Raw genomic sequence first — 12,588 nt, forward strand, 5'->3', positions numbered from 1 at the left:
ATCACTTGGCCGCGTTGATCGGCTTTTCCGGATACCATACGTCCAGCAGCGGGCTGACGGTCATGCCGGTCAGTTCGCTACGGTTTTTCAGCCAGGCTTCAACGGCAGCGCGCTGCTCTTCGTTGACCGAGCCACGCTTCTGCAGGCAAACCAGACCGAAGTCGTCGCCGCCGACATAGCCCAGACCGTTGGCTTCCATGGCTTCTTTGATGAATGCTTCGAGGAAAGCGTCAATGGCTTCTTCGGACAGGTCTTCTTTGAAGCCCAGGTTCAGTTCGAAACCCAGCTCTTGAAATTCATCGACGCACAGTTTTTTGCGCAGACGCTGGGAACGGTTAGTCGCCATTGGAACAATCCTCTTAAGTAATAACGGCCGGCACTTTACCAGTTTAAGCGGTCAATTGCCCGACTCTCTGGGTACGGTGGCCGACCGCCTGTAAAAAAAATAACGAAATGGCCGCCCCGGGCAAGGCACAAGCTGTTACACCTTGGGGCATAATGCCGACACTTTCATGACCACTGAGGGCTTTTTCATCCATGCCCTCGTTATTTTCCCCCTCTTCTGCAGGGTTTTATTTCATATGATCAAATCGTTGCGTCCTCTCTTTCTCGCCGGCCTTCTTCTGCCCCTGGCCCTGCCGGTTGCCGCTGCCACTATCAATACCGCCCTCACCCCTAACGTCGAAAAAGCCCTCAAGGCCAGCAAGCTGCAGCCGACTGCACTGTCGCTGGTGATGATTCCGCTCGACGGCCCGGGCAATCCGACCGTGTATAACGCCGACGTCTCGGTCAACCCGGCCTCGACCATGAAACTGGTCACCACCTACGCCTCGCTGGAAATGCTCGGCCCCAACCATCAGTGGAAAACCGAGTTCTACACCGACGGCGACCTCAGTGGCGGCATTCTCAACGGCAACCTGTACCTCAAGGGCGGCGGCGATCCGAAGCTGAACATGGAAAAACTCTGGCTGCTGATGCGCGACCTCCGCGCCAACGGCGTGACCCAGGTCACCGGCGACCTGATCCTCGACCGCAGCTTCTTCATCCAGCCGCAACTGCCCGAGTTCAACGACGACGGCAATGACGAGAACAAGCCGTTCCTGGTCAAACCGGACTCGCTGCTGGTCAACCTCAAGGCCCTGCGCTTCGTCGCGCGCAATGACGGGGGCCGGGTGCTGATCTCGGTGGAGCCGCCGATTGCCAGCGTGCGTATCGAAAATACGGTCAAGGCGCTCAACTCCAAGCAGTGCACCGGTGGTGTGCGCTACAACCCGGTGACCCAGCCTGACGGCAGCGTGACCGTGACCGTCGCCGGTCAATTGGGAGATGGCTGCAGCTCGCAGACTTATTTGTCGCTGCTCGACCACGCGACCTACACCGCCGGTGCCGTGCGTGCGATCTGGAAGGAACTGGGCGGCAGCATCCAGGGCAAGGATCGCCTCGCCGCGACCCCGAGCAGCGCCAAGCTGCTGGCCCGCGCCTACTCGCCGGATCTGGCGGAAATCATCCGCGACATCAACAAATACAGTAACAACACCATGGCTCAGCAGCTGTTCCTGAGCCTCGGTCAGAAGTACCGCAACGAAGCCGACGGTGACGACGCCAAGGCCGCACAACGCGTAGTCCGCCAGTGGCTGGCGAAGAAAGGTATCACCGCGCCGCACCTGGTGATGGAGAACGGCTCCGGGCTGTCGCGCGCCGAACGCGTCAGCGCCCGCGAGATGGCCAACATGCTGCAAGCCGCCTGGCACAGCCCGTACGCCGCCGAGTACATCAGCTCGCTGCCGATTGCCGGCACCGACGGCACCATGCGCAAACGCCTGAAGACCACCGCGATGCGCGGCGAGGCCCACGTCAAGACCGGCACCCTGAACACCGTGCGCGCCATCGCCGGCTTCAGCCGCGACGTCAACGGCAATACCTGGGCGGTGGTGGCGATCCTCAACGACAAGGCGCCGTTCGGCGCGTCGTCGGTGCTGGATCAGGTGCTGCTGGATCTGTACAAGCAGCCGCGCCTGCCGCAGACCGCTTCGGCCCTGTAAAAACACAGCCGCTCTAATGTGGGAGTGGGCTTGCTCGCGAAGGCGTCAGATCAGTCAGTATTTTTGCTGGCTGACACACCGCTTTCGCGAGCAAGCCCGCTCCCACAGGTAGATCGTGCCAAGGCTCAGCTCATCTGCTCGACCCGATCGCGCCCGCCCTGCTTCGCCGCATACACCCCCGAATCCGCGCGCAGCAGCAGCGCATCCGCGCCCTCCCCCGGGCGCCAGCTGGCGATGCCGAAACTGGCCGTCACCACCCCGACCACATCCACCGGCGCGCTGCGCAGGCCTTGCCACAATTCCACCGCCAGCATGTACGCATGCTCGCCGTCGATGTCCGGGCACAGCACCATGAACTCCTCGCCGCCCAGGCGACAGAACACATCAGTCCGCCGTAAACGATGGCCGATGCGCTCGCACACCGCCTGCAGCACCCGGTCGCCCACGGCATGGCCGTACTGGTCGTTGATGCGTTTGAAGTGGTCGATGTCGAGCATGATCACCGACAGCTCGCCACCGCCGCGTTCGACCCGGGCCATTTCGGTGGTCAGGCGTTCCTGGAAGTAGCGGCGGTTGTGGATGCCGGTCAGCGAGTCGGTGACCGACAGCGCCCGCAATTCCTCTTCCACCCGTTTCAAGTCGGAAATGTCCGAGATGTAGCCGTGCCACAGCACGCCGCCGCCCGGCAGCTCTTCCGGCGTCGCCTCGCCGCGCACCCAGCGCAGGCCGCGCTCGGGCAACTGCACACGGTATTCCTCGCGCCATGGGCTGAGGCTGTCTGCCGAAGCACGGATCGAGCTGCGCACTCGCGAGACGTCTTGTGGATGGATGCGGGTGAAAATCGCCTCGGCATTGAGCAGCAGCACGTCCGGCTCCAGCTCGTAGATCTCGCGGATGCCATCGCTGGCGTAGATCACGCTGAAGCGCCCGTCGAACTCCATCTTGAATTGATAGATGCCGCCGGGCACGTGCGCGCTGAGCTTTTTCAGCAATACATCGCGCGCCGCCAGCGCCTCGTGTACGCGCTTGCGCTCGGTGATGTCGATGCAGATCGCCAGATGCCCGACCCACAACCCCTGCTCATCGAGCACCGGGGTGGCGAGCATGTTCACCGGCAGATGACTGCCGTCGCTGCGCACCAGCGTCCACTCACGCGCCTCATGACCGCCGACCTCGCCGCCCTCGACCAGCATCGCGTGGCAGGTCGGAATGCTCTTGCCATAACGCGCACTCAACTCCGCCGAACGCGCGGCCAGCTCTCGCGGCAGATGCAGGTTCTCCAGAGTCATGTGGCCGACCACATCAGCGCTGCTGTAGCCGAGCATCTGTTCGGCGCCGGGGTTGAAGGTGTTGATCACCCCGCGCAGGTCGGTGGCGATGATTGCCACCTGGGTTGCGGCATTCAGCACGCCACGCAACTGACCGTGGGTGCCGCGCAATTCCTGCTCGCGGGCGTGCAGTTCCTGCGTGCGCAGTTCGACCATGCGCAAGGCGCGCTGGCGTTGACTGACCAGCACGTAAAGCAGTGCGCTGAGCAACAGACTCAGCAGCGCCCCCAGCACCACCAGGCTGCTGATTGACGAATGGTTGGCCTGCAGAAACGCTTCGCTGGGCTGCATATCCACTTGATAGTCATGGTCGGCCATGCGCAACAGACGTGTGGCGGACAGATCACTGGCCCCGGCCTGGTTGGCGGACTCGTAGAGCACTTCATGCTGTTCATCGGTGGACAGGTCGAGAATGCGGACATTGAGGAAATCCTGGTGCTCCTCCGGCAGTCCGTCGGCCAGCAACTGCTGCATGCTGATCACCGCCATCACATAGCCTTGCGGCGGCCCTTTCAGCGCCCCTTCACGGGTGACCGGCGCCAGCAGCAAGACGCCCCGGGCATACGCCGGATCAATCCCCACCAGATGCAATGGCTGCGACACCACCATGTGCCCGGTGCGGTCGGCGCGTTCCAGCGTCGCCCGGCGCAGCGGTTGCGCCAGCAAGTCGTAACCCAGCGGTGTGGGCAAGCGACTGAGGCTCTGGGTGTAGATCACCGGTACGTATTCGGGGCGATCAGCGGCGGTCTGCAACTGATCGTCAGCGTTCAGTTCACGAAAGGTGAAGGTACTGAAGCCTTCGTTACGCACGGCCTGTTCGACCGCCGGGCGTTCGGCACGGCTGACCCGCGGCGCATAGGAATAGGCCTGGGTGCGTAATAGAAGCGGTTTGGCATAGCCGTCGAATTCGCTGCGTGAGACCGAATCGGAGTTGGCGAAGAAACGGCGCAGGCCGTCGAGACGCTGTTCCTGATCCTGGAAACGTTCTTCGATGCGGCTGTAACGCTCATTGGCCAGCAGCTGGAAGCGTTGGCGCAGTTGATGGTGAAACTGATTGAGGGTGGCCCAGGCGAGCAGCCCCGTGAGAATCCCGCCGGCGAGCAATACCAGCAGCGCGACCAGCCAGGCCGAGACGTCTTCGCTGATAAAACCCAGAATCTTTGGGCGCACGGGGTGCAACGACATAGGGGCAACTCACGACGCCATTGTTTCGGGGGGAAAAACCCCATTGGCCATGAGTTGAGTTATAGCTATTAGCCATTAATTTGGCTAGCGCTGATCGGATCCAAGAGCCTTTAAAAATCAAGGCTCTGTGGATCCAACCCGCCCAAGCGTCAACGAGCCGTGATTTTCCAGGCGCGGTGGATCTTGGTGTTACGGGCAAAATCCGGATCGATGGTCTGCGCGCTGATTTCCTCGACCGCGTAACGCTCGGCCAGGTTCTCCTCCAGCTGGAACTTGCGGAAGTTGTTGGAGAAGTACAGCACGCCACCCGGCGCCAGACGTGCCATGGCCAGGTCGATCAACTGCACCTGATCACGCTGCACGTCGAAGATACCTTCCATGCGCTTGGAGTTGGAGAAGGTCGGCGGGTCGATGAAGATCAGGTCGTACTCGTCGCGGCTGCTTTCCAGCCACGCCATCACGTCGCCCTGCTCCAGACGGTTCTTGTCGGAGAAGCCGTTCAGCGACAGGTTGCGCCGCGCCCAGTCGAGGTAAGTCTTCGACAGGTCGACGCTGGTGGTGCTGCGCGCACCGCCCTTGGCCGCATGCACACTGGCGGTCGCGGTGTAGCAGAACAGATTGAGGAAGCGCTTGCCGGCCGCCTCTTTCTGAATGCGCATGCGCATTGGCCGGTGATCGAGGAACAGCCCGGTGTCGAGATAGTCAGTGAGGTTCACCAGCAGCTTGACGCCGCCTTCGCTGACCTCATTGAACTTGCCCTGCGCCGCCTGACGCTCGTATTGCTTGGTGCCGCTCTGCCGCTCGCGGCGTTTGACCACCACGCGGCTCTTGTCGACGTTCAGCGCCTGCGGGATCGCCGCCAGGGCATCGAACATGCGCGCCGAGGCCTTTTCCGGATCGATCGACTTCGGCGCGGCGTATTCCTGCACGTGCACCCAGTCGTGGTACAGGTCGATGGCCATGGCGTATTCCGGCATGTCGGCATCGTAGACGCGGTAGCAGTCGATGCCTTCGCGCTTGACCCACTTGCTCATCGCCTTGAGGTTTTTCTGCAGGCGGTTGGCAAACATCTGCCCGCCTTCGCTCAGGCGCGGCTGCTCGACCACTGGCGCCGGGGCTGGCGTCGGTTTGATCGGGTTGCCGTTCTTGTTGAACTTGCGCTCTTGCGGCTCGTTCGGGGTCTGATCGTAGGCTGCTTGCTCGCGCTCGGCCTGACGCTGTTCCGGAGTCCGCCGCTCGCCGGTGACGAACTGGTCCGGCAGCACCTTGATCAGCAACAGTTTGCACGGCAGCGCGCCGTTCCAGAACGAATACTGTTTGTGGCTGCGAATGCCCATGCGCTTGCCCAGATCCGGGGCGCCGGTGAATACCGCCGCTTCCCAGTTCAGGCAGGCCTGTCGCAGGCGCTCGCCGAGGTTCTGGTAGAGATAGAGCAGGCTGGCTTCGTCGCCCAGACGCTCGCCGTACGGCGGGTTGCAGATCACCAGGCCTTTCTGGTTCTGGTCCGGACGCGGCTCGAAGGTCGCGACTTCGCCCTGATAGATCTTGATCCACTCGCTCAGACCGGCGCGTTCGACGTTATTACGGCCCGGCTGAATCAGCCGCGGGTCGGCTTCGTAACCGCGAATCCACAGCGGCGGCTTGGCCAGACCGGCAGCGGCGCGTTCGACCGCTGCTTCATGGAGTTTTTTCCACAGCGCCGGAACGTGGCCGAGCCATGCGGTAAAGCCCCACTGCTCGCGGCGCAGGTTCGGCGCCATGTCGGCGGCGATCATCCCGGCTTCGACGAGGAACGTACCGACACCGCACATCGGGTCAGCCAGCGCGCCGCCTTCGGCCGCAATGCGCGGCCAGCCGGAACGGATCAGGATCGCTGCCGCGAGGTTTTCCTTCAGCGGCGCCGCGCCCTGCTGCAAGCGGTAACCGCGCTGATGCAGGCTGTGGCCGGAAAGGTCGAGGGACAGGATCGCTTCGCCGCGATCCAGGCGCAGGTGAATGCGCAGATCCGGGTTGAGCTTGTCGATCGACGGACGGTCGCCTTGCGGGGTACGCAGTTTGTCGACGATGGCGTCTTTGACTTTCAGCGCACCGAAGTGGGTGTTGTCGATGCCCGAGCCGTGGCCGCTGAATTCGACGGCCAGAGTGCCGTCGGCGAGCATGTGATCCTGCCACTCGACGTCAAGCACGCCGTGGTACAGGTCTTCAGCGTCTTTCATCGGGAAGCGCTTGAGCACCAGCAGCACCCGGTTGGCCAGACGCGACCACAGGCACAGGCGATAAGCGGTTTCCATGGTCGCCATGCCACGCACGGCGGAGGTGTGCTCGCGGGCGTCTTCAAGGCCAAGCCCGACGGCTTCCTCGATGAGCAGGCCTTCAAGGCCTTTGGGGCAAGTGAGGAAGAGTTCGAAACGGTCGGACATGGTATTTCCAGAGCCTTTGGCTAGTGAATCGACAACGCATTGCCGATCCGGATTTCAATCAGGCGCTTTTCTAAAAGAGCGCCCGCGTGGCACGAAGGTGTGCCGTTCCATCCCCGCTGCTCGGGTTAAAAGAGCTTAGATGCAAGGACAGGTATTAAAGTTGATGAAACAAAATGACTCAAAGCAACCCTTCGTCGAATATTACCCCAGCGTAAACGTGGGTCATTCTCACTAAAGGATTAACCCCATCATCCAGTGCGGGGCCGATCATACCGGGGTTTGCTGAAAAAACGTTCATGAAACCCGTCGTTACTTATGGCTGTAGCACTATTTTCGTTACGTCCTTATGACAAAACGATCATTCCCTCGGTGTGACTCATTGGTTAGAACTGACCACAGGTTGACGTCGCAACGGCGTCAACACCTTGGCTCGCCACGCCGGCAGCGAGCCGCCCAACGGCAGAGTTTTTTCTGCCAGACCTCGGTTGAGGTCAACGCGACGAAAACAGTCAACAAGTGAGGGAAACACCCTATGAGAAGACTTAAGCGTGATCCGTTGGAAAGAGCATTTTTGCGCGGATATCAATATGGCGTTGGTGGCAAATCCCGCGAGCTTTGCCCATTTACTCTACCGTCGGTACGCCAAGCCTGGATCAACGGCTGGCGAGAAGGACGCGGCGACAACTGGGACGGTATGACCGGCACTGCGGGGATCCACAGACTCAACGAACTTCACGCCGTCGGCTGACACAGGGCACTTATTGCAACACGACAATCTGAATTTTTAGCGACTTACCATGCACGTCCTTCCCGGACGGCGGGCTGCGGCCCAGGGGCTCCTTCGAGGAGCCCTTTTTTATGCCCGCAAATCATTTGAACTGCACACATAACCTGTGGGAGCGGGCTTGCTCGCGAAAGCGTCGTGTCAGCCACCGCAAATGTTGACTGAAACAGCGCTTTCGCGAGCAAGCCCGCTCCCACAATGGGATCAGCGTAAGGCAGCGATCGCGTCCACCGATTCACGAATCAGCGCCGGGCCCTTATAGATGAAGCCCGAGTAAATCTGCACCAGACTCGCACCCGCGGTGATCTTCTCGGCCGCATGCTTGCCTTCGGTGATGCCACCGGCCGCGATGATCGGCAACCGACCACCCAGCTCACCAGCCAATACCTTCACGGTATGCGTGCTCTTCTCACGCACGGGAGCGCCGGACAGACCGCCCGCCTCGTCACCGTGCTCCATGCCTTCGACGCCGACGCGACTCAGGGTGGTGTTGGTGGCGATCACTGCGTCCATTCCGGTTTCGATCAGTGCCTGAGCCACCTGCGCCGTTTCTTCGTCGGTCATGTCCGGAGCGATCTTGATCGCCAGCGGTACGTGCTTGCCGTGGCGCAGGGCCAGTTCGGCGCGGCGCGTGGCCAGATCCGCCAGCAACTGCTTGAGCGAATCACCGAACTGCAGACTGCGCAGGCCCGGGGTGTTCGGCGAGCTGACGTTGACCGTGACATAGCTGGCGTGGGCATACACCTTGTCCAGGCAGATCAGGTAGTCATCCACCGCGCGCTCGACCGGGGTGTCGAAGTTCTTGCCGATGTTGATCCCCAGCACGCCCTTGTATTTGGCCGCCGCGACCCGCGCCAGCAGGTTATCCACACCGAGGTTGTTGAAGCCCATGCGATTGATGATCGCCTCGGCTTCCGGCAGACGGAAGATCCGTGGTTTCGGGTTGCCCGGCTGCGGACGCGGGGTCACGGTGCCGATTTCGACAAAACCGAAACCCAGTTGCGAGAAACCGTCGATGGCCGCGCCGTTCTTGTCCAGACCGGCCGCCAGACCCACCGGGTTCGGGAAGTCCAGGCCCATGACCGTCACCGGCACATTCGCCGGCTTCTTGCACAGCATGCCGTTGAGGCCCAAACGCCCACCCGCGCCGATCAGATCCAGCGACAGATCGTGGGAGGTTTCCGGGGAAAGTTTGAACAACAGCTGACGGGCCAGGGTGTACATGGGCGGCGATGACTCGGGCGGCGAAAAGAGGCGGCGATTATAGCCGGGCAACGTCCCCCGGCGCGAGGCGCACAGGCAAATCCGCCTGACTGGCATATGCCTTGCACTTTCAGGGGTATCAGCCCACAGGCCAATGGCGGCGTGCGGGAACGGACAATGGCGTCGTTCGGAGGTTTTGCCTTAGCAAAGCCTGGGACGGCGTTTTTTTTGAGGGTGGCTTTATATGAGTGATTCGTCCGTCGGGCCGCTGGCCTGGGTCAACGGCAGTGATGCTCCGGAAAAAAGCGTGATCAACCTCGGCTTCATGGCCCTGAGCGATTGCGCCTCGGTGGTCGTGGCCGCAACACAGGGCTTTGCCCAGCCCTACGGCCTGACGATCAACCTCAAGCGCCAGGCGTCCTGGGCGACCTTGCGCGACAAACTGGTCAGCGGTGAGCTGGATGTGGCCCACAGCCTGTATGGGCTGATTTACGCGGTGCATCTGGGCATCGGTGGCGTGGCGCCGAGCGACATGGCGGTGCTGATGGGCCTGAACCAGAACGGCCAGAGCCTCAACCTGTCCCACGGTTTGCAGCAACTGGGCGTGACCAGTCCTGAAGCGCTGGATCGGCAGGCGCACCAAACCCGCGCAAAACTGACCTTCGCCCAGACCTTTCCCACCGGCACCCATGCGATGTGGCTGTATTACTGGCTGGCGAGTCAGGGCATTCATCCGTTGCAGGACGTCGACAGCGTGGTGGTGCCGCCGCCGCAAATGGTCGCTCACCTGCAAGCCGGGCGCATCGATGGCTTCTGCGTCGGTGAACCGTGGGCGGCCGCCGCCGTGCAGCAGGATCTGGGGTTCACCCTCGCTACCAGCCAGAGCATCTGGCCTGACCACCCGGAAAAAGTCCTCGGCTGCACCCGCGTGTTCGTCGAGCAATACCCCAACACCGCACGGGCGCTGGTGATGGCGATCCTCGAGGCCAGCCGCTTCATCGAGCAAAACCCGGAAAACCGCCGCAGCACCGCGCAGCTGCTGAGCGCCCCGGAATACCTCGACGCCCCGCTGTCCTGCATCGAACCGCGTTTTCTCGGTGATTACGCCGATGGCCTCGGCAATCGCTGGCAGGACCCGCACGCCTTGCGCTTTCACGGCAACGGCGAGGTGAATCTGCCGTACCTGTCCGACGGCATGTGGTTCATGACCCAATTCCGCCGTTGGGGCCTGTTACGCGAGGATCCCGACTACCTCGCGGTGGCCCGCCAGGTTCAGCAACTGGACATTTACCGCGAAGCAGCCACCGCCGTCGGTGTCGCCGCGTGGGGCAAGGAGATGCGCAGCAGCCAGTTGCTCGATGGCAAAGTCTGGGACGGCAGCGATCCGGCTGGTTACGCCCGCAGTTTCAAGCTGCACGCCCTGAGCGACAGCACTGCCCTTCTCGCCCGCCGCTGACAGGAGACCGCCAACATGCTGCGCATTCTGCTGATCAACGACACCGCGAAAAAAGTCGGGCGCCTGAAGGCCGCGCTGACCGAGGCCGGTTTCGAGGTCATCGATGAGTCCGGTCTGACCATCGACCTGCCGGCCCGCGTCGAAACAGTGCGCCCGGACGTGATCCTGATCGATACCGAGTCACCGAGCCGCGATGTCATGGAGCAAGTGGTGCTGGTCAGCCGCGACCAGCCCCGGCCGATCGTGATGTTCACCGACGAACATGACCCGGGGGTGATGCGACAGGCGATCAAGTCCGGGGTCAGTGCCTACATCGTCGAGGGCATCCACGCCCAGCGCCTGCAGCCGATTCTCGATGTGGCCATGGCGCGTTTCGAAAGCGATCAGGCCTTGCGCGCGCAACTGCTGGCCCGCGACCAGCAATTGGCCGAGCGCAAACGCATCGAACTGGCCAAAGGGCTGCTGATGAAAATGAAGGACTGCAACGAGGAAGAGGCCTACACCCTGATGCGCCGACAGGCCATGAGTCGCCAGCAGAAGCTGATTCAGGTGGCGGAGCAGATCATTGCCATGAGTGAGTTGCTGGGCTGAAGGCCTGCGCTGGCTTTCCCGGCCCCTTCGCGAGCAAGCCCGCTCCCACATTTGGAACGCGATCTCCTGTGAAGCAGGTCGGGGTTCCACTTTGAAATGCATTCCCTGTGGGAGCGGGCTTGCTCGCGAAGGCCGCGACGCCATTTCACTTATTGGCACAAATCTCGCTAAGTATTCCGCACAGGTAACCAACGGCGGTTGCCCCACCCACGACAAAGACGTCGCTCACCCCGCTCGCCCACATCGGCGAACCAGGTAGCGGCGTTTTTGCGTTTTGGCCCCACAGCCCGGGGCCGGTGGTGCGGCCGTGGCGGCGCGCCACCTGCTGTGACTCCTTTCGAGACTCTTTTCAGCTGAGGTGCGCGATGAATTCAAGCTTCTGGAAATCCGGCCACACCCCGACCCTGTTCGCAGCGTTCCTGTATTTCGACCTGAGTTTCATGGTCTGGTACCTGCTCGGTCCGTTGGCGGTGCAGATCGCCGCCGACCTGCACTTGACCACACAACAACGTGGTCTGGTGGTGGCGACACCGATTCTCGCCGGCGCGGTGCTGCGCTTTGTGATGGGCATGCTGGCCGATCGTCTGTCGCCGAAAACCGCTGGCCTGATCGGTCAGGTGATCGTGATCTGCGCGCTGTTCGGCGCATGGAAACTCGGCATCCACAGTTATGAACAGGCGCTGATCCTGGGACTGTTCCTCGGCATGGCCGGTGCTTCGTTTGCCGTCGCACTGCCACTGGCGTCGCAGTGGTATCCGCCGCAGCATCAGGGCAAGGCCATGGGCATCGCTGGCGCCGGGAACTCCGGCACCGTGTTCGCCGCGCTGATCGCCCCGGTGCTGGCTGCGGCGTTCGGCTGGAGCAACGTCTTCGGTTTCGCCCTGATTCCATTGATCCTGACGCTGGTGCTGTTCGCCTGGCTGGCAAAAAACGCCCCGCAGCGGCCCAAGGCCAAAGCCATGGCCGACTACTTCAAGGCCCTTGGCGACCGCGACAGTTGGTGGTTCATGTTTTTCTACAGCGTGACCTTCGGCGGCTTCATCGGCCTGGCCAGCGCCCTGCCCGGCTACTTCAACGACCAATACGGCCTGAGTCCTGTCGCGGCGGGTTACTACACCGCTGCCTGCGTGTTCGGTGGCAGCCTGATGCGTCCGCTGGGTGGTGCGTTGGCGGATCGCTTCGGTGGCATCCGCACCTTGTTGGCGATGTACACCGTGGCGGCAATCTGCATCGCCGCTGTCGGTTTCAACCTGCCCAGCTCCTACGCCGCACTGGCGCTGTTCGTCTGCACCATGCTCGGTCTCGGTGCCGGCAACGGCGCGGTGTTCCAGTTGGTGCCGCAACGTTTTCGCCTGGAGATCGGCGTGATGACCGGGCTTATCGGCATGGCCGGTGGCATTGGTGGTTTTGCCCTGGCGGCCGGCATGGGCGCGATCAAGCAAAGCACCGGCAGCTATCAACTGGCGCTGTGGTTGTTCGCCAGCCTCGGCGTGTTGGCGTGGTTCGGTCTGCACGGGGTCAAACGTCGCTGGAGAACCACCTGGGGTTCGGCCGCAGTGACCGCTGCGCGGGTCTGAAG

General features: G+C 62.1%; 9 protein-coding genes. 5 read left to right on the forward strand and 4 right to left on the reverse strand.

What is annotated here, in order from left to right; all coding sequences use genetic code 11:
• Position 1: 1 nt before the first annotated feature.
• On the reverse strand, positions 2 to 346 hold the full coding sequence (locus tag KCG87_RS13950) for a YggL family protein (protein ID WP_210557468.1): 345 nt from the start codon (positions 344 to 346) through the stop codon (positions 2 to 4).
• 235 nt (positions 347 to 581) lie between these two features.
• Between KCG87_RS13950 and dacB the strand changes: the two genes are divergently transcribed.
• Positions 582 to 2,042 carry a D-alanyl-D-alanine carboxypeptidase/D-alanyl-D-alanine-endopeptidase gene (gene dacB, locus KCG87_RS13955; protein WP_086794912.1) on the forward strand — a complete coding sequence of 487 codons (1,461 nt, stop codon included), beginning with the start codon at positions 582 to 584 and terminating at the stop codon, positions 2,040 to 2,042.
• A gap of 125 nt (positions 2,043 to 2,167) precedes the next feature.
• Here the strand turns inward: dacB and KCG87_RS13960 are convergent, their stop codons facing one another.
• Positions 2,168 to 4,555 (reverse strand): diguanylate cyclase, encoded by a 2,388-nt coding sequence (locus tag KCG87_RS13960; RefSeq protein ID WP_210557467.1) that lies wholly within the window; start codon positions 4,553 to 4,555, stop codon positions 2,168 to 2,170.
• A 149-nt stretch (positions 4,556 to 4,704) separates the two neighbouring features.
• Complete coding sequence (rlmKL, locus tag KCG87_RS13965) at positions 4,705 to 6,975, reverse strand: bifunctional 23S rRNA (guanine(2069)-N(7))-methyltransferase RlmK/23S rRNA (guanine(2445)-N(2))-methyltransferase RlmL (protein ID WP_210557464.1); 2,271 nt, start codon at positions 6,973 to 6,975, stop codon at positions 4,705 to 4,707.
• A gap of 532 nt (positions 6,976 to 7,507) precedes the next feature.
• On the opposite strand from rlmKL, the gene KCG87_RS13970 reads away from it, so the two are divergent.
• Positions 7,508 to 7,723, forward strand: a complete 216-nt coding sequence (locus KCG87_RS13970) for a ribosome modulation factor (RefSeq protein WP_003223300.1) — start codon at positions 7,508 to 7,510, stop codon at positions 7,721 to 7,723.
• 240 nt (positions 7,724 to 7,963) lie between these two features.
• On the opposite strand, the gene KCG87_RS13975 is transcribed toward KCG87_RS13970, so the two are convergent.
• On the reverse strand, positions 7,964 to 8,983 hold the full coding sequence (locus KCG87_RS13975) for a quinone-dependent dihydroorotate dehydrogenase (RefSeq protein WP_134785856.1): 1,020 nt from the start codon (positions 8,981 to 8,983) through the stop codon (positions 7,964 to 7,966).
• 223 nt (positions 8,984 to 9,206) lie between these two features.
• On the opposite strand from KCG87_RS13975, the gene KCG87_RS13980 reads away from it, so the two are divergent.
• The 3 genes from KCG87_RS13980 to KCG87_RS13990 all read left to right on the forward strand — a co-directional run bounded on the left by KCG87_RS13980 (position 9,207) and on the right by KCG87_RS13990 (position 12,586).
• Positions 9,207 to 10,418 carry a CmpA/NrtA family ABC transporter substrate-binding protein gene (locus KCG87_RS13980; protein WP_210557462.1) on the forward strand — a complete coding sequence of 404 codons (1,212 nt, stop codon included), beginning with the start codon at positions 9,207 to 9,209 and terminating at the stop codon, positions 10,416 to 10,418.
• Positions 10,419 to 10,433: 15 nt separating this feature from the next.
• Positions 10,434 to 11,009 carry an ANTAR domain-containing protein gene (locus KCG87_RS13985; protein WP_027613283.1) on the forward strand — a complete coding sequence of 192 codons (576 nt, stop codon included), beginning with the start codon at positions 10,434 to 10,436 and terminating at the stop codon, positions 11,007 to 11,009.
• A 365-nt stretch (positions 11,010 to 11,374) separates the two neighbouring features.
• Positions 11,375 to 12,586 (forward strand): nitrate/nitrite transporter, encoded by a 1,212-nt coding sequence (locus KCG87_RS13990; protein WP_210557461.1) that lies wholly within the window; start codon positions 11,375 to 11,377, stop codon positions 12,584 to 12,586.
• Positions 12,587 to 12,588 lie beyond the last annotated feature (2 nt).

The sequence above is a fragment of the Pseudomonas sp. MWU347 genome (assembly GCF_017947305.1).
Taxonomy (GTDB): Bacteria; Pseudomonadota; Gammaproteobacteria; order Pseudomonadales; family Pseudomonadaceae; genus Aquipseudomonas; species Aquipseudomonas putida_A.

Bases quoted from the DNA above. Each gene is read 5' to 3' on its own strand.
- KCG87_RS13950 (WP_210557468.1), bottom strand. From the start codon at position 346: ATGGCGACTAACCGTTCCCAGCGTCTGCGCAAAAAACTGTGCGTCGAT.
- dacB (WP_086794912.1), top strand. From the start codon at position 582: ATGATCAAATCGTTGCGTCCTCTCTTTCTCGCCGGCCTTCTTCTGCCC.
- KCG87_RS13960 (WP_210557467.1), bottom strand. From the start codon at position 4,555: ATGTCGTTGCACCCCGTGCGCCCAAAGATTCTGGGTTTTATCAGCGAA.
- rlmKL (WP_210557464.1), bottom strand. From the start codon at position 6,975: ATGTCCGACCGTTTCGAACTCTTCCTCACTTGCCCCAAAGGCCTTGAA.
- KCG87_RS13970 (WP_003223300.1), top strand. From the start codon at position 7,508: ATGAGAAGACTTAAGCGTGATCCGTTGGAAAGAGCATTTTTGCGCGGA.
- KCG87_RS13975 (WP_134785856.1), bottom strand. From the start codon at position 8,983: ATGTACACCCTGGCCCGTCAGCTGTTGTTCAAACTTTCCCCGGAAACC.
- KCG87_RS13980 (WP_210557462.1), top strand. From the start codon at position 9,207: ATGAGTGATTCGTCCGTCGGGCCGCTGGCCTGGGTCAACGGCAGTGAT.
- KCG87_RS13985 (WP_027613283.1), top strand. From the start codon at position 10,434: ATGCTGCGCATTCTGCTGATCAACGACACCGCGAAAAAAGTCGGGCGC.
- KCG87_RS13990 (WP_210557461.1), top strand. From the start codon at position 11,375: ATGAATTCAAGCTTCTGGAAATCCGGCCACACCCCGACCCTGTTCGCA.